The sequence below is a fragment of the Streptomyces sp. ADI95-17 genome, from assembly GCF_003846175.1.
Classification (GTDB): domain Bacteria; phylum Actinomycetota; class Actinomycetes; order Streptomycetales; family Streptomycetaceae; genus Streptomyces; species Streptomyces sanglieri.
The window spans coordinates 719205-733974 of record NZ_ML123045.1 but is presented as its reverse complement, the minus strand read 5'-3'; the positions used below and the strand labels follow the sequence as shown (position 1 = coordinate 733974).

The 14770-nt window shown below is 72.6% G+C and carries 14 protein-coding genes; 9 read left to right on the top strand and 5 right to left on the bottom strand.

The window, feature by feature from the left end:
- Positions 1 to 22: 22 nt before the first annotated feature.
- On the bottom strand, positions 23 to 742 hold the full coding sequence (npdG, locus tag EES42_RS11415) for an NADPH-dependent F420 reductase (RefSeq protein ID WP_124718014.1): 720 nt from the start codon (positions 740 to 742) through the stop codon (positions 23 to 25).
- A 119-nt stretch (positions 743 to 861) separates the two neighbouring features.
- Between npdG and EES42_RS11410 the strand changes: the two genes are divergently transcribed.
- Positions 862 to 1464 carry a hypothetical protein gene (locus tag EES42_RS11410; protein WP_124718013.1) on the top strand — a complete coding sequence of 201 codons (603 nt, stop codon included), beginning with the start codon at positions 862 to 864 and terminating at the stop codon, positions 1462 to 1464.
- Between the two features lie 167 nt (positions 1465 to 1631).
- Positions 1632 to 2960 carry an MFS transporter gene (locus tag EES42_RS11405; protein WP_124718012.1) on the top strand — a complete coding sequence of 443 codons (1329 nt, stop codon included), beginning with the start codon at positions 1632 to 1634 and terminating at the stop codon, positions 2958 to 2960.
- Between the two features lie 45 nt (positions 2961 to 3005).
- Here the strand turns inward: EES42_RS11405 and EES42_RS11400 are convergent, their stop codons facing one another.
- Positions 3006 to 3239, bottom strand: a complete 234-nt coding sequence (locus EES42_RS11400; RefSeq protein WP_124718011.1) for a hypothetical protein — start codon at positions 3237 to 3239, stop codon at positions 3006 to 3008.
- Between the two features lie 57 nt (positions 3240 to 3296).
- Here EES42_RS11400 and map point away from each other — a divergent pair, with 57 nt between their 5' ends.
- Together map and EES42_RS11390 are read left to right on the top strand one after the other, a co-directional pair.
- Positions 3297 to 4154, top strand: a complete 858-nt coding sequence (gene map / locus EES42_RS11395; RefSeq protein ID WP_124718010.1) for a type I methionyl aminopeptidase — start codon at positions 3297 to 3299, stop codon at positions 4152 to 4154.
- A gap of 239 nt (positions 4155 to 4393) precedes the next feature.
- Positions 4394 to 5059: a biliverdin-producing heme oxygenase gene (locus EES42_RS11390; RefSeq protein ID WP_124718009.1), complete on the top strand. Its 666-nt coding sequence runs from the start codon at positions 4394 to 4396 to the stop codon at positions 5057 to 5059.
- 72 nt (positions 5060 to 5131) lie between these two features.
- Here the strand turns inward: EES42_RS11390 and EES42_RS11385 are convergent, their stop codons facing one another.
- The 3 genes from EES42_RS11385 to EES42_RS11375 form a co-directional block, all read right to left on the bottom strand.
- The gene (locus tag EES42_RS11385) at positions 5132 to 5830 is read right to left on the bottom strand and encodes a PhzF family phenazine biosynthesis protein (protein ID WP_124718008.1); all 699 of its coding nucleotides are present in this window, start codon (positions 5828 to 5830) and stop codon (positions 5132 to 5134) included.
- Between the two features lie 81 nt (positions 5831 to 5911).
- Positions 5912 to 7525 carry an HtaA domain-containing protein gene (locus tag EES42_RS11380; RefSeq protein ID WP_124718007.1) on the bottom strand — a complete coding sequence of 538 codons (1614 nt, stop codon included), beginning with the start codon at positions 7523 to 7525 and terminating at the stop codon, positions 5912 to 5914.
- A gap of 46 nt (positions 7526 to 7571) precedes the next feature.
- On the bottom strand, positions 7572 to 8972 hold the full coding sequence (locus EES42_RS11375; RefSeq protein ID WP_124718006.1) for an HtaA domain-containing protein: 1401 nt from the start codon (positions 8970 to 8972) through the stop codon (positions 7572 to 7574).
- A 140-nt stretch (positions 8973 to 9112) separates the two neighbouring features.
- On the opposite strand from EES42_RS11375, the gene EES42_RS11370 reads away from it, so the two are divergent.
- From EES42_RS11370 to efeB, 5 genes are all read left to right on the top strand, one after another.
- Complete coding sequence (locus tag EES42_RS11370; RefSeq protein WP_124718005.1) at positions 9113 to 10195, top strand: heme/hemin ABC transporter substrate-binding protein; 1083 nt, start codon at positions 9113 to 9115, stop codon at positions 10193 to 10195.
- A 20-nt stretch (positions 10196 to 10215) separates the two neighbouring features.
- The gene (locus tag EES42_RS11365; RefSeq protein ID WP_124718507.1) at positions 10216 to 11295 is read left to right on the top strand and encodes a FecCD family ABC transporter permease; all 1080 of its coding nucleotides are present in this window, start codon (positions 10216 to 10218) and stop codon (positions 11293 to 11295) included.
- The gene (locus tag EES42_RS11360) at positions 11292 to 12131 is read left to right on the top strand and encodes a heme ABC transporter ATP-binding protein (protein ID WP_124718004.1); all 840 of its coding nucleotides are present in this window, start codon (positions 11292 to 11294) and stop codon (positions 12129 to 12131) included. The genes EES42_RS11365 and EES42_RS11360 overlap by 4 nt, the downstream gene beginning before the upstream one ends.
- 190 nt (positions 12132 to 12321) lie before the next feature.
- Positions 12322 to 13458, top strand: coding sequence for an iron uptake system protein EfeO (gene efeO, locus EES42_RS11355; RefSeq protein WP_124718003.1), 1137 nt, complete (start codon positions 12322 to 12324; stop codon positions 13456 to 13458).
- Between the two features lie 20 nt (positions 13459 to 13478).
- On the top strand, positions 13479 to 14753 hold the full coding sequence (efeB, locus tag EES42_RS11350; RefSeq protein ID WP_124718002.1) for an iron uptake transporter deferrochelatase/peroxidase subunit: 1275 nt from the start codon (positions 13479 to 13481) through the stop codon (positions 14751 to 14753).
- Positions 14754 to 14770: the final 17 nt, after the last annotated feature.

The window sequence follows — 14770 nt, the reverse complement described above, 5'->3', positions numbered from 1 at the left end:
GACGGCCGGTGGCCGGTCCGGTTCAGACGTCGGTGGTACGGAGCCCCGCGTGCGCCTTGTAGCGGCGGTTGACCGAGATCAGGTTGGCGACCAGCGACTCGACCTGGTGCGCGTTGCGCAGCCGTCCGGCGAAGATGCCGCGCATGCCGGGGATCCGGCCCGCCAGCGCCTGTACGAGGTCGGTGTCGGCGCGGGCCTCGCCCAGCACCAGCACATCGGTGTCGATCTCCTCGATGGCCTGGTCCTGCAACAGCACCGCCGAGAGGTGGTGGAAGGCGGCGGTGACCCGGGACTCCGGCAGCAGGGCGGCGGCCTGCTCGGCGGCGCTGCCCTCCTCGGGCTTCAGCGCGTAGGCGCCCTTCTTGTCGAAGCCGAGCGGGTTGACGCAGTCGATGACGAGCTTGCCCGCGAGCTCGTCCCGCAGCGACTCCAGGGTCTTGGCGTGGCCGTCCCACGGCACGGCGACGATCACCACGTCGCTGCGGCGCGCGCACTCCGCGTTGTCCGCGCCCTCGACGCCGTGGCCCAGTTCCTCGGCGGCGCTCCGCGCGCGGTCGGCGGCCCGGGAACCGATGATCACCTGCTGCCCGGCGCGGGCGAACCGGTAGGCGAGGCCGCGCCCCTGCGGTCCGGTGCCGCCGAGCACGCCGACGGTCAGCCCGGAGACGTCGGGGAGGTCCCAGGGGTCCTTGGCGGGCGGCTTGGCCGCGCTGTCACTGCCATTCGTGCCATTCGTAGTCATGGCTCCGACATTACTGCCCGCCACTGAAGGCGACCCGGTGTGGTCCCGGGCTTCCCGTTCGGCTGGTCCGGGGCCGTTCTCCGGTGGAGGGCCCGGGTCCTGGGGCAGGATGCCGGGCCATGGATGCCGTACGTGTCGCCCTGCTCCGTGAAGTGCTCGCCGGGACCGAGTGGCCCGCCGCGACCCGGCGGTTCGCGGGGGCGCTGAGGTCGTCAGTGGTGCCGCACGGCGGCGGGCTGCTGCTGGTGGGGACGGCGGCGTACGAGCCGTGGCATCTGGCGGCCCATCTGGTCGACGAGTCCACCTGGTCCGGGCTGCCGGAGCTGGCCCCCACCCTGGTGCGCCACCGGGTGGAGCCGGGCGGCCCCGCGCATCTGGCCGTGGGCCTCGGCCGGATCGAGGCGGCGGGGCGGGGCGAGACGCTGCTCCTGGTGGCCCCGGAGCGGCCCGGCGCGGGGCTGCTGGAGCGGGTGCACGACGCACGGCGCGCCGGGGCCACGGTGCTCTCGCTGAGCGACGGCGATCCGGAGGTGCGGGGGCTCGCCCACGAGACGCTCGCGGTGACCGGCGCCGACGACGTCGACCTCGACACCGTGCAGCATCTGGTGAGCGCGGCGGCCGGGGAGAACAGCGCCCCCGCGCCGCGCGGCCGCCGCGGCTTCCGGGACCGGCTGTCCCGGCTCGCCGACCAGCTGACGGCGCCGCCCCCGGCCCGCTGGTGAGGCCGCCACCGCCGGGCCCGCAGCCGTGGGCCCGGCGGTGGCGGGCCTGCGCTGACGTCCGGTGCGGGCCGCCGCTGACGCCCGGTGCGGGGCTGCGCTGACGCCCGGTGCGGGCCGCTGCGAAAATCCGTTGCGGTGCCGCCGTCGGCGTCACAGCATGGCCTCCTGTGACCTCTGCACCCTCCCCGGCCGCCCGGCTGGCCGCTCTGCTGCCCGACCTCACCCCCCTGCGCTCCGGCGGCGACTTCCGGCTGCTGTGGATCCAGGGGCTGGTGACGTACTTCGGCAGCTTCATGGCGATGATCGCGCTGCCGCTCCAGATCAAGGAGCTGACGGGTTCGCCGCTGGCCGTCGGGGTGATGGGCGCGGTCGAGCTGGTGCCGCTGGTCGTGTTCGGCCTGTACGGCGGGGCGCTCGCGGACGCCTCGGACCGCCGCAAGGTGATCCTGGCGACCGAGGCGGGGCTGGGGCTGCTCGCCGTCGTGCTCCTGGTGAACTCGGCGATGCCCGCCCCGATGCTCTGGCCGCTCTATGTGGTCGCGGCCGGGGTCTCCGCGCTCGCCGGGCTCCAGCGGCCCGCGCTGGACTCGCTGATGGCCCGGATCGTGCCGCACGAGCAGCTGACGGCGGCCGCCGCGCTGAATTCGCTGCGCTGGCAGTTCGGCGCGATCACCGGCCCTGCGGTGGCGGGGGTCACGGTGGCGTACGCGGGGCACGCCACGGCGTACGCGGTCACGGTGGTCACGTTCGCCGTCTCCGTGCTGCTGTGTCTGCGCCTGGCGCCCGCGCCGCCCGCCCGGGACAACACGAAGCCGTCGCTGCGCGGCATCGTGGAGGGCGCGAAGTACGCCTGGAGCCGGCCGGTGCTGCTGGGGACGTACGCGGTCGACATGGCCGCGATGTTCTTCGCCTTCCCGAACGCGATCTTCCCGTTCCTGGCGGACGACCTGCACGCCGACTGGTCGCTGGGCCTGATGTACGCCGCGGACTCGGTCGGATCACTGGTGCTGGGGCTGACCAGCGGCTGGACGTCGCGGGTGCGGCGGCATGGGCTGTTCGTGGTGTTCGGGGCCGCGGTCTGGGGGCTGGCGATCGCGGCGGCCGGCTGGTTCGGCAATGTGTGGCTGGTGCTGGTCTGCCTTGCGGTGGCGGGCGCGGGCGACATGCTCAGCGGTCTGGGCCGCTCCACGATCTGGAACCAGACGATCCCGGAGGAGCTGCGGGGCCGGCTGGCGGGCATCGAGGTGCTCTCGTACAGCATCGGCCCGCAGCTGGGTCAGGTGCGGGCCGGTGCGATGGCGGGCTGGACGGGGACCAGGTCTGCGATCTGGAGCGGCGGGGTGGCGTGCGTGGCCTCGGTCGCGCTGCTCACGGCCGCGCTGCCGAAGCTGCTCACCTACGACTCCGAGACGGACGAGGACGCGCTGCGCAGGCGGAAGGCCAGGCAAGCCGGTGAAGCCGGTGAAGCCGGTGAAACCAGCCCTTCCGCCGTCTGAGAGCCTGCCGGGCGCGGGCCCCGGGACGGGGCCCGGCCTCCCCGGTCAGGACTCCGGACCGGGCGGGGTGGTGCCCCCGTCGTGCCACTTGGGGTCGTTCTCCCACTCCAGGTTCCGCTCCCGCGCGGTGTCCATCGCGTGCTGCGCCTCCTCGCGGGAGGTGTACGGCCCGAACCGGTCCTTGGCCGGGCACTCGGGGCCCTCCTCGACCTTGTGGTGTTCCAGGCAGTAGTACCACTCGCCCGGCTTGCCGACCGTGCGCTTCTTGAACAGGGCCATCTCGGCTCCTTCCCTCGGGGCCATGCTGCCCCAAGCACGCTGGTTAGACTCGCTGACATGTCTGGCCAGTCGCTGCTCGTACCCGGGGAGATCACTCCCATCCGCTCCGTGCCCGGAAAGATCCGGCGCCCCGAATACGTGGGCAAGCCGGCCCCCACCCCGTACACCGGCCCGGAGGTGCAGGACGCCGACACCGTGGAGCGCATGCGCGTCGCCGGCCGGATCGCCGCACAGGCGATGGCCGAGGCCGCGAAGCACATCGCCCCGGGTGTCACGACGGACGAACTCGACCGGGTCGCCCATGAGTTCATGTGCGACCACGGCGCCTACCCGTCGACGCTCGGCTACCGCGGATTCCCCAAGTCGCTCTGCACCTCGCTCAACGAGGTGATCTGCCACGGCATTCCGGACTCCACGGTGCTGCGCGACGGCGACATCGTGAACCTCGACGTCACGGCGTACATCAACGGTGTGCACGGCGACAACAACGCCACGTACCTCTGCGGCGACGTCGACGAGGAGTCCCGGCTGCTCGTGGAGCGCACCGAGGAGTCCCTGAACCGGGCCATCAAGGCGGTCCGGCCGGGCCGTCAGGTCAATGTGATCGGGCGGGTCATCGAGTCGTACGCCAAGCGCTTCGGCTACGGCGTGGTGCGGGACTTCACCGGGCACGGGATCAACTCCTCGTTCCACTCCGGTCTGATCATTCCGCACTACGACAGCCCGCGCGCGACCACCGTGATGCAGCCCGGGATGACGTTCACCATCGAGCCGATGCTGACGCTGGGCAGCCACGACTACGACATGTGGGACGACGGCTGGACCGTGGTGACGAAGGACCGCAGGCGCACCGCGCAGTTCGAGCACACGCTGGTGGTGACGGAGACGGGCGCCGAGATCCTGACGCTCCCGTAGCCGGCCGTACCCTTCCGCCTCGAAAGCGGCCGCCCTCCGGGGCGGCCGCTTTCGCGTACCCGGCACGCGGAACCAGGCGTATCGTTTTTACCGACAGGTCGTCGGGAAGCTGTTGACTTAGGTAAGCCTAAGTAGGAGGATCGGGGTTGTCGACAGCGGTTCCGCACCATGCGGCCACTGCCGATATTTCCGTCTCTTTCCGGACTCCCCGTCCCCCTCTCGGTCCCAGGAGGCCCGCCTTGGACGCAACCGCCGCCGCCACGCCCTTCTCGACGCTCATCCGTACCGCGTCGCACGAACAGCACACCGAGGCGGAGACCTCGTCCTTCATGACCGACCTGCTGGGCGGACGGCTCGGGGTGGATGCGTACACGCGCTACACGGAGCAGCTGTGGTTCGTGTACCGGGCCCTGGAGGAAGGCGCGCAGGCGCTGCGGGGCGACCGGGTCGCCGGTCCGTTCATCCGGGCCGAGCTGATGCGCACCGCCGAGCTGGAGCGCGATCTGGCCCATCTGCGGGGTGCGGACTGGCGCGAGGGCCTGGAGCCGCTGCCGGCCACGGCCGCGTACGCCGCCCGGGTCGCCGAGTGCGCCCGCGACTGGCCGGCCGGATACGTCGCGCACCATTACACCCGCTACCTGGGCGACCTCTCGGGCGGCCAGATCATCCGGGACAAGGCGGAGCGGACCTGGGGCTTCGCGCGCAAGGGCGACGGGGTCCGGTTCTACGTCTTCGAGGGGATATCCAACCCCGCCTCGTTCAAGCGGGACTACCGCGAGCTGCTGGACGCGGTGGACGCGGACGACCTGGAGAAGCAGCGCGTCGTCGACGAGTGCAAGCGCGCGTTCGCGCTGAACACGGCGGTCTTCCGGGAGCTGGGCAAGGTGTTCCCGCTCAGCGCGTAGTGCCCCGTCCGGCGCGGTGGGGTGACCGGTCCGGCCGGTCGCCCCGCCGCGCCGTCGTGTTCCGTTCCGTGCTCAGCCGGCGTACGGGGCGGGCTTTCCGCGCAGGGCCAGCACGACGCGGCCGCCGATCTCCACCGTGCCGTCGGGCGCCGGGGCGGTGAGGATCTGGGAGCCGCGACCCTGCCTGATGTTGAGGGCCCGCCCCAGCTCCGTGCTGAGCAGCAGCGCGGCCGCCCCGGTCGCCTCGTCCTCGGTGATGTTGTCGTCGCGCCGGGGGAACGCCCGCGCCCTGACCCGGCCGGCCGCCTCGTCCTCCCAGGCCCAGACGTACAGCCGGCCCTCCCCCGGCGGCGGGCCGGTGAGCGCCTCGACCTCGGCGACGGATCCGTACCGCTCCAGCGTGCGCGGGGGCACCCATTCGGGGCGAGCGGTGATCCAGGTGAACTCGCCGTCCTGACGGGCGAACACGTCCCCGACCGCCAGTTCCAGGATCTCCAGATCGAGCAGCCAGGCCGTGCCGACGAGCGGGTGCCCGGCGAACGGCAGGCGCAGCCCCGGGGTGTAGATGTCCACCTGTCCGCGCTCGGGGTCGTCGACGAAGACCGTCTCGCTGAAGCCGAGCCGGCCGGCCAGTGCCTGCCGGGACGCCTCGTCCGGGTAGCCGCGGCCGTCGCGGACGACGCCGAGGGCGTTGCCGTGCCGGCCGTCGGGGCCGCAGAACACGCGTAGTACGTCGATGCCCGCGGGTACGTCGAATTCGCTGTCGCTCACGTGGGCATTGAAGCACCGCCCGGGCGGCGGCCGTACGACCGGGCCACCCGGGCGGTGCTGTCACGCGCGGACGCGGACGGGTCAGACGGTACGGCGACGGCGGGCCGCGATCACGACCCCGGCGCCGGCCGCGACGACCACGCCCGAGGCGGCGAACAGTGCGCCCGCCGGGATTTCGGAGCCGGTGGCGGCGAGGGAGCCCGCACCGCCGACCGAACCGCCGCCGACCGAACCGCCGCCGACCGAGCCGCCACCGCCGACGCTGCCGCCGCCCGCGGTCGCGGAGCCGCCCGTCGAACCGGTGCCGCCCGCGGAGCCCGAACCGCCCGCGGAGCCCGGGAGTTCGGCGTCCTTGTCGAGGGCGACCGCGACGGTCAGCGCGTCGAGCTGCTCACCGGCCGGGTACATGCCGCCGAAGGCCTTGGTGCCGTCGGCGGTGAGGGTCGCCGGGACGGCCGAAAGGTTCACCACACCGCCCTTGGCGGCCAGTCGGCCCTTCGGCAGCTTCAGGTCGGCGACGGCCAGACCGGTGTACGTGGAGACCTTCTTGGACTCGCGGTCCTTGGTGGAGACGTCCGCGATCAGCCTGCCCTTCGTGCCGTTCACCTGGATCTCCATGCCGGACAGGGAGAGATCGAGGGTGTACGCACCCTTCTCCTCATGGCCCAGGAAGCGGACCTTGCCGTGGAATTCGGCGTTCAGGGTCTGCTTCGCGGCGTCGAAGTGTCCGGTCGCGTCGGGGAACCGGTAGCCGTCGCCGGAGGCGGTGGCGCCTGCGGTCGCCTCGACCTTGCCGTTGGCGATCGGGCCCGTGACGTACGAGCGGAAGGACTTCTTGACGCCCCAGTCCAGGGTGCCGCCGTGGATCTCGCCCGCTTCGGTGCCGGTCGGTCCGGCGGTGGACGGGCCGGAGGGGGAGGCGGGCGAGGTGGGCTTCGCGCTCGGCCCGGCGGACGGCTCGGTACTGGGCTTCGCGGAGGGCTCGCCGGACGGCTCGGTGCCGGGTTCCCCGGAGGGCTTCTCGCTCGGCTTCCCGCTCGGCTTCTCGCTCGGCTCCGCGGCCGCCTTCACCGAGAGGGTGGCCGGGTCGAGCGCGTCGCCCTCCTTGTACTGGCCGTCGAACGCCTCGGAGCCGGCCTTCGTCAGCGTCGCCGGGATGTCCTTGAAGACCATCGCGCCGCCCTCGCCCCTGCCCGGCTTCACCGCCGAGAGGTCGAGAGACGCGAACTCCACGTCGTCCTCGGTGCCCTTCGGGGTCGTGACGTCGACGGTGATCGCCCCGCCGGTCCCGGTCGTGGCGAGCTTCACGTCGGAGAGCGTGATGTCGAGGACGCCGCCGTGGGCGTAGAAGTTGACGCCGCCCTCGAAGGCGGTGTCGGTGCCGTACGTGGCCGTGTCGTAGGTGCCCTTGCCGCCGGAGAAGGTGAACGCACCGTTGCCGGCGGCCTGGGTGGCCCCGTCCTTGACGGTGATCTTCCCGCCGGAGAACGACGAGGCGAGGTACTTGCGGAAGGACTCCTTGACGCCCCATTCCAGCGTGCCGTCCGTCAGTTCCAGCTTCGGTGCGGCGGCGGCCCTGCCGCCGGCCGCGGCGCCGTCGTCGGCGAGCGCCGGAAGGGCGAACACGGTGGCGCCGAGGGCGGCCGCCGTGGCGACTGCGGCGGTGAGAGCTATGGGACGGCGGTTGGCTGCCATGGTCATTGGTCTCCTCAGGAACGGGGGGATGGTGCGGAGGGGGAGGTCAGTCGTTGTTCTGCCGGGCGGCGCGGCGGCGGACGAGGCCGAACGCGACCGCCGCGGCGACGAGCAGGGCGGCGCCGCCGAGGACCGGGTACAGGACGGTGCCGGTACCGGTGTCGGACGCCGCGGTGGCGGGGGCGGGCTTCTCCGTGGCCGGGGCGGACGGCCCGGACGACGGGCCGGGGTCGCTGCCGAGGTCGGGCAGGGCGGGCAGTTCGGCCCCGGCGTCGACGGCGACGGCCAGTGAGACCGGGTCCATCGCGGTGCCCGCCCGGTAGAGCGAGCCGAATGCCTCGGCGCCCTCGGCGGTGAGGGTGGCGGGGGCTTCGGTGAGGACGGCGAGACCGTCCTTCGGGGCGAAGTCCTTCGCGGTGAAGGTGACCAGCGGGACGGCCCTGTCCCGGTCGCCGTCGCTGTGGACGTCGGCCAGGAGCGTGCCCCTGCCCGCCGCCAACCGGACCTTGACGGCCGACAGTTCCAGGTCGAGCCCGTCGGCCCCGGTGAAGTGGACGCTGCCCGCGAAGCCGGCGTCCAGGGTCTGCTTCTTCGGGTCGTACGTGCCTTTGCCCTTCGGGAAGCGGAACAGCGCCCCGCCGTCCTGGGCCCCTTCGGCCAGGGTCCACTTCCCCTTGCCGATGGAGCCGGTGACGTACTCGCGGAAGGTCCGGCGGACGCCCCAGTCGACGGCGGCGTCCTCGAAGCGCCCGGCGGCCGGGCCGGCCTTCTTCGCTTCCTTCTCCTTCCCGGGGGACTCGGTGGCGGCCGGCTTCCCGGCCGGGGCGGAGGTGTCCACCGAGAGGCTGACCGGGTCGAGCGGGGTGCCTGCCGTGTAGTAGCCGGCGAACGACTTCGCGCCCTGTGCGGTCAGGGTCGCCGGGACGTCGCGGAGGGCGATGGGGGTGGAGCCGCCCTTCATGTCGATCCCGGACAGACCGAGCGTCGCGAGCGGCACCTGGGCGGCCGAGGTCACCCGGCCGGTCCCCCGGTCCTTGCCGACCACGTCGGCGTACAGGGTTCCGCTGCCGCCCGCGATGCGGACGGTGGGGCGGCTGATGGTGAGGTCGAGCTCATGGCTGCCGTCGGACTTGCGGTGGCCGAGGAAGTGGACCCCGCCCGCGAAGGCCGAGCTGAAGGCGCCGGTCGCCGGGTCGTAGGAACCGGTGGCGGAGTGGAAGCGGAACTGGCTGCCGCCGACCGTGGCGGCGCCGCCGGTCAGGCTCCAACTGCCGTTCGCCACGGGTCCGGTGACATAGCTCTGGAAGGAGGACTTGATGCCCCAGTCCAGCCGGCCGCCCTGCACCGTGCGGCCCTCCGCCTGCGCGGCGGTGGCCGGGAGCAGGGCTCCCAGCACGGCCGCGAGAAGCGCGACGGTGAGTGCGCGGGCACGTCTGGACGACAGCATGGACCCCTCCGAGGTCTCGAAAGTCAGGTAAGGCTAACCTAAGCCATGCGGGTTCTACGGTGGACCCCTGCCCCCGCATCACTCGCATACCAGGACCAACTGCCCCTCGCAGACGACAGGAACGACAGGACGGTGCCCCAGTGCGCTTCTCGCAGGACTTCGCCCCGCCGGGTGCCGACCGGCGGCCGGGGCGCGGCCGGGCCGGGGCCCGCGGACCGCTCGGCATCCTGGCCGCCGCCCTCGCCCTGGCCCTCGCCCTGACGGGCTGCGGCGCCGGTACGGACCGGGGCGCTCCCGCCACCGGGTCCACTCCGGAGGCCGCTGCCGACCGGATCGAGCCGCTGGCCACCGCGCCGCGGCCACAGCTGCCCGTCACGATGAAGTCGGCCGACGGCGCCGAGGTCACCGTCGCCTCGACGGACCGGATCGTGCCGCTGACCGGCGGGCTGAGCGAGATCGTCTTCACCCTCGGCCTCGGCAAGCGGGTCGTGGCCCGTGACATCACCGCCACCTTCGAACAGGCCGCGAAACTCCCCGTGGTGACCCGGGCCCATGACGTCTCGGCGGAGAGCGTGCTGTCGCTGAAGCCGACCGTCGTGCTCGCCGAGACCACGACCGGCCCGGCGGAGGCCATCGACCAGATCCGGGACGCCGGCATTCCGCTCGTCGTCGTCGCACCTGCCAAGCAGCTGTCCGACGTCGGCCGCCGGATCGACACCGTGGCGGCGGCCCTGGGCGTACCGGAATCGGGCACCGAACTGAAGTCGCGCACCCGGTCGCGCATCGACGCCGTGCGGAAGTCCGTGCCCGCCCCGGCGGACGGGGACGGGAAGCCCCGGGTCGCCTTCCTCTATCTGCGGGGCTCCGCCTCGGTGTATCTGCTGGGCGGCCGGGAGTCGGGGGCGAGTTCGCTGCTCGAAGCGGCGGGGGCCGTCGACGCGGGCAAGGCGTCCGGGCTGAAGAAGGACTTCACCGCCATCACCAGCGAAGCACTCGCCAAGGCCGCCCCCGACGCCATCCTGGTGATGGCCAAGGGACTCGAATCGGTGGGTGGCGTCGACGGGCTCGTGAAGATCCCGGGCGTCGCCGAGACCCCGGCCGGGATGGACCGGCGGATCGTCTCCATCGACGACGGCGTGCTGCTGAACTACGGCCCGCGCACCGACCGGGTGCTGAGCGAACTGATCGCGCAGCTCTACCCGCGGGACGGGGCGGACAAGTGACCACCTCGTCCCCGGAACACATCCGCACCGGGGCCGCCACCGCCCCGGACCGCACACCGGCCCCGAAGCCCCGGCGCTCCCCCGCCTTCGCGCTGACCGCCGGGCTGCTCGCCGCCCTCCTGGTGTGCTGTCTGCTGTCCGCCGGGCTCGGCGCGTACAGCATCCCGCTCGGCGACGTCCTCGGCTCCGTCCAGCACCGGCTCGGCCTCGGCGGGGCCGCGCTGGACCGGGTCGGCGAGAGCGTGCTGTGGAACGTACGGCTGCCGAGGGTGGTCCTCGCCCTGCTGGTCGGGGCCTCGCTGGGCTGTGCCGGCGCCCTGATGCAGGGGGTGTTCGGCAATCCGCTCGCCGAGCCCGGGGTGATCGGGATCTCCTCCGGCGCCGCGGTCGGCGCGGTCGCCTCGATCGCGCTCGGGCTGAGCTTCTTCGGCAACTGGACCGTCACCGTCTGCGCGTTCGCCGCCGGGCTCGTCACCGTGCTGCTGGTGTACGCGCTGTCCCGGTCGGGAGGGCGGACCGAGGTGGTGACGCTGATCCTCACCGGGATCGCGGTCAACGCCTTCGCGGGCGCGCTGATCGGGCTGTTCATCTTCTTCGCCGACAACGCTCAGGTCTCCCAGATCACCTTCTGGCAGCTGGGCTCGCTGGCCCAGGCGACCTGGCCCAAGGTGCTCGCGGTGCTGCCGTGCGCGGTGCTCGGGCTGCTCGTCGCACCCTTCCACGCCCGGAAGCTGGACCTGCTCGCGCTCGGCGAGCGGCCCGCCCGGCATCTGGGGGTCGATGTCGAACGGCTCCGGATCGTGCTGGTGCTCGTCGTGGCGCTGCTGACCGCCGCCGCGGTGGCGGTCGCCGGGATCATCTCGTTCGTGGGACTGCTGGTGCCGCATCTGCTCCGGATGGCGAACGGTCCCGGCCATCGCTTCCTGATCCCCGGCAGCGCGCTCGGCGGCGCCCTGGTGCTGGTGGTGGGCGATCTCGCGGCCCGTACCGTCGCCGATCCCGCCGAGCTGCCGCTCGGTGTGCTGACCGCGCTCTTCGGCAGCCCGTTCTTCTTCTGGCTGCTGCGCAGGACCCGTCGCAAGCAAGGTGGTTGGGCATGAGGGCCCTGAAGAATCCGTTCCGGGTACGGGGGCGGCTGCTGCCCGCTCCCGTCGCCCCCGGCTCCCCCGTCGCCGAGGCGCGCGGGCTGCGGGTGCGGCTGGGGCAGCGGCCGGTGCTCGACTCCATCGACCTGACCGCCCGGGCGGGCGAGGTGCTGGCGCTCGTGGGGCCCAACGGGGCGGGCAAGTCGACCCTGTTGGCGGCGCTGGCCGCCGATCTGCCCGCCGAGCACGGCGAGGTGCGGATCGACGGGCGCCCGGTCACCGACTGGTCGGCCGCCGAACTGGCGCTGCGCCGGGCCGTGCTGCCGCAGTCCGCCGCCCTGTCGTTCCCGTTCCCGGTGGCGGACGTCGTACGGATGGGGCGGGCCCCGTGGGCCGGTACGGAGCGGGCGGACGAGGACGATCCCGCCGTGGCCTCGGCGATGGCGGCGACCGAGGTCACCGAGTTCGCCGAACGCCCCTTCTCCGCCCTGTCCGGCGGCGAACGGGCCCGGGTCGCACTGGCCCGGGTGCTGGCACAGCGCGCCGGGCTGCTGCTGCTCGACGAGCCGACGGCCGCGCTCGACCTGCGCCACCAGGAGCTGGTGCTGCGGATCTGCCGGGAGCGGGCCGCCGCCGGGGACGCGGTCGTCGTGGTGCTGCACGACCTGGGGCTCGCGGCGGCGTACGCGGACCGTGCGGCCGTGCTCCACGACGGGCGGATCGCGGTGGCGGGGCCGCCCGCCGGGGTGTTCACGGGCGAGCTGCTCGGCGCGGTCTACCGGCAGCCGGTCGAGGTGTTCCCGCATCCGCGGACCGGGGCGCCGCTCGTGGTACCGACCAGAGACGCTTGACCATCGCTTGACCCTTTCGTGGGACTCCCATGGGTCGTCCGTGATCACCTCGTTCCCGGGCCGCCGGGATGAGAGCTGAATCACTGCACGGGTGGGTATCGCTCAGGTAAGCCTCGGTTAAGTTAGGTCCGCCTCACCAGCCTTTGTCCCGATCTTCTCCCGCTTCTCCTTCGTCCTTTGTGGAGCCCGTATGCGAGCCGTTCGTTTCTCCGTCGTCACCGCTGCCGCCACGGTGGCCGCTCTGACCGCCGTCACGGGCTGCGCACAGAAGACCGACGGCAAGGGCGACGGCGCCCTCCAGGTCGTCGCGAAGGACGACTCCTGCGAGGTGTCGAAGAAGAAGGTTCCGGCCGGTCACATCGAACTGGCCGTGCAGAACAAGGGATCCAAGGTCACCGAGGTCTACGTCCTGTTCCCGGACGACCGCATCGTCGCCGAGCGCGAGAACATCGGCCCCGGCACCAAGGCGAACATCACGGCCGAGATCAAGGCCGGTTCGTACGAGATCGCCTGCAAGCCCGGCATGAAGGGCCACGGCATCCGGCAGAAGCTGGAGGTCACCGGCGGCAAGGCGGCCAAGCGCAGCCCCGAGATGGACAAGGCCGTCGCGGAGTACCGCACCTACGTCCAGGCCCAGGCCGACGAGACGCTGCCGAAGGCCAAGAAGTTCACGGACGCCGTCGCCGCCGGCGACATCGAGGCCGCCAAGAAGATCTACGCCGACTCCCGGCTCGGCTGGGAGCGCACCGAGCCGGTCGCCGAGTCCTTCGGCGACATCGACCCGAAGGTCGACATCCGCGAGGACGGCCTGGAGGACGGCCAGAAGTGGACCGGCTGGCACCGCCTGGAGAAGGCGTTGTGGCAGGACAAGAAGCTGGGCGCCGAGGAGAAGGCCCTCGCGCCGGCCCTCTACAAGGACCTGCTCGACTGGCAGAAGCGGGTCGGCACGGCGGACATCACCCCGACCTCGATGGCCAACGGTGCCAAGGAGCTCCTCGACGAGGTCGCCACCGGCAAGGTCACCGGTGAGGAGGAGCGCTACAGCCACACCGACCTGGTCGACTTCAAGGGCAATGTCGAGGGCGCGGAGAAGTCCTACGAGCTGCTGAAGCCGATCGCCTCGAAGAACGACGCGGCGCTGACGGCCACCCTGGACAAGCGGTTCGCGGAGCTCAACACGCTGCTGGACAAGTACCGCAAGGACAAGGGCTCCTACGAGTTCACCTCGTACGAGAAGGTCGGCAAGGCGGACCGCAAGGAACTGTCGGACGCGGTCAACGCGCTGGCCGAGCCGCTGTCCCGGCTCGCCGCCGCGGTGACGAAGTGACGAGCGGGAAAGCTCCGGTCATGTCCGAGCAGACACAGGCCGCTCAGACCCCCGAGGAGACCTCCGGCCCCGCACCGTCCCGCCGGGCACTGCTCGGCTGGGGCGGGGCCGGGCTCGCGCTCGGCGCCGTCGCGGCCGGTGGCGCGGTCGCCGCGGTGCGTCCGGGCAGCGACGCGGTGCCGGCCGCGGACAGCGGTGCGGCCGTGCCGTTCCACGGTGCGCACCAGGCGGGCATCGCCACCGCCGTGCAGGACCGGCTGCACTTCGCCGCGTTCGACGTGACGACGAAGGACCGGGCCGAGCTGATCGCGCTGCTCAAGGAGTGGACGCGGGCGGCGGAGCGGATGACGGCCGGTCACGCGGTCGGTGACGGGGCGTACGGCGGTCTCGCCGAGGCCCCGCCGGACGACACCGGTGAGGCGCTGGGGCTCAAGCCGTCCCGGCTCACCCTCACCATCGGCTTCGGCCCCTCGCTCTTCGCCAAGGGCCGGTTCGGCCTGGAGGACAAGCGCCCCGAGGCGCTCGTCGACCTGCCGAAGTTCCCCGGTGACAACCTCGACGCGGCGCGCAGCGGCGGCGATCTCTGTGTCCAGGCGTGCGCGGACGACCCGCAGGTCGCGGTGCACGCCATCCGCAACCTCGCCAGGATCGGCATGGGCCGCACCGCGATCCGCTGGTCCCAGCTGGGCTTCGGCAAGACGTCCTCGACGACGCCGGACGCCCAGACCCCGCGCAACATGATGGGCTTCAAGGACGGCACCCGGAACATCTCCGGCACCGACACCGCCGCCCTGGACAAGCACGTCTGGGTCGGCGGGAAGGACGACGCGGGCTGGATGACCGGGGGGTCGTACCTGGTCGCCCGCCGCATCCGGATGCACATCGAGACCTGGGACCGCGCCCCGCTCCAGGAGCAGGAGGACGTCTTCGGCCGCGACAAGGGCGAGGGTGCCCCGGTCGGCAGGTCCAAGGAGCGCGACGAGCCGTTCCTGAAGGCGATGCTGCCGACCGCGCACGTACGGCTCGCCCACCCGGACAGCAACGGCGGCGCGACGATCCTGCGCCGCGGCTACTCCTTCACCGACGGCACGGACGGCCTGGGCCGGCTCGACGCCGGGCTGTTCTTCATCGCCTACCAGCGCGATGTCCGCAAGGCATTCATTCCGCTGCAACGGCGCCTGGCGGCGCACGACGCACTCAACGAGTACATCCAGCACGTGGGTTCGGCGCACTTCGCCGTCCCGCCGGGCGTCCGCGACAAGGACGACTGGTGGGGCCGGGCGCTGTTCTCGTAACGGGTCGGAACAGAAAG

What these genes read in the sequence shown, in the direction of transcription:
- npdG (WP_124718014.1), bottom strand. Translation starts at nt 742, where the DNA reads ATGACTACGAATGGCACGAATGGCAGTGACAGCGCGGCCAAGCCGCCC.
- EES42_RS11410 (WP_124718013.1), top strand. Translation starts at nt 862, where the DNA reads ATGGATGCCGTACGTGTCGCCCTGCTCCGTGAAGTGCTCGCCGGGACC.
- EES42_RS11400 (WP_124718011.1), bottom strand. Translation starts at nt 3,239, where the DNA reads ATGGCCCTGTTCAAGAAGCGCACGGTCGGCAAGCCGGGCGAGTGGTAC.
- map (WP_124718010.1), top strand. Translation starts at nt 3,297, where the DNA reads ATGTCTGGCCAGTCGCTGCTCGTACCCGGGGAGATCACTCCCATCCGC.
- EES42_RS11380 (WP_124718007.1), bottom strand. Translation starts at nt 7,525, where the DNA reads ATGGCAGCCAACCGCCGTCCCATAGCTCTCACCGCCGCAGTCGCCACG.
- EES42_RS11375 (WP_124718006.1), bottom strand. Translation starts at nt 8,972, where the DNA reads ATGCTGTCGTCCAGACGTGCCCGCGCACTCACCGTCGCGCTTCTCGCG.
- EES42_RS11360 (WP_124718004.1), top strand. Translation starts at nt 11,292, where the DNA reads ATGAGGGCCCTGAAGAATCCGTTCCGGGTACGGGGGCGGCTGCTGCCC.
- efeO (WP_124718003.1), top strand. Translation starts at nt 12,322, where the DNA reads ATGCGAGCCGTTCGTTTCTCCGTCGTCACCGCTGCCGCCACGGTGGCC.
- efeB (WP_124718002.1), top strand. Translation starts at nt 13,479, where the DNA reads ATGTCCGAGCAGACACAGGCCGCTCAGACCCCCGAGGAGACCTCCGGC.